General features: G+C 55.4%; 1 protein-coding gene and 1 pseudogene. Both read right to left on the minus strand.

All coding sequences use genetic code 11. The features are described 5' to 3' along the window. A partial coding sequence (locus FCN80_RS26310; protein WP_136993300.1) for a 3'-5' exoribonuclease domain-containing protein occupies positions 1-332 on the minus strand: 332 nt, incomplete at its 3' end. Next, positions 310-543: pseudogene (locus FCN80_RS26315) on the minus strand (hypothetical protein); the annotation flags it as partial. The pseudogene FCN80_RS26315 and the gene FCN80_RS26310, both read right to left, overlap by 23 nt.

Genomic DNA, 543 nt, shown 5'->3' on the forward strand with positions numbered 1-543 from the left:
GCTATCCAACTGCTGAGATTGAGCAGTTGAGCGTCGAGTGTTTCCCGTTTACCCTCAAGCGCCGCCCGGGCGCCGGCGCCCTGTTTGTACCACCATTGCTGTGTTTCCCGGCTCACGGAACGGCAACGCATCAACTGATCGAACGTATCGGCCAGGCCGTAAAATACTCGGTCTGAATATAATGCTGTGCCGGACTCTTGAGCAGCCATAATGATCGCTGCCTGGGTTTCGGCAATGTTTGTCACATCGAATGCAAACGCGCCGACCGATAAAATCACGGCGGAGGGTTTTAGGTCGAGCGACTCGATATCAATCGTGATGACGTTGATCATGATGGCTCTCCGGGTGGTTCAGCTCGTCCCAGCGTTCGAAAAATGCCCGTTCGGATTGATAGGGAGTGAGGGGAAAAACAACAATGTCGGCCAGAGGCACGCCGTCGAGCATCGGCCATACGGTGTTGGGGTCTATATCGAGATCTCGACGCTCGGTGGCCAGCATAATCAGATCAGCGCGTTTAACCTCGGGGCTCATTGCCTCCGGCAG

The sequence above is a fragment of the Martelella alba genome, assembly GCF_005217455.1.
In the GTDB taxonomy this organism is placed as follows: domain Bacteria; phylum Pseudomonadota; class Gammaproteobacteria; order Enterobacterales; family Enterobacteriaceae; genus Acerihabitans.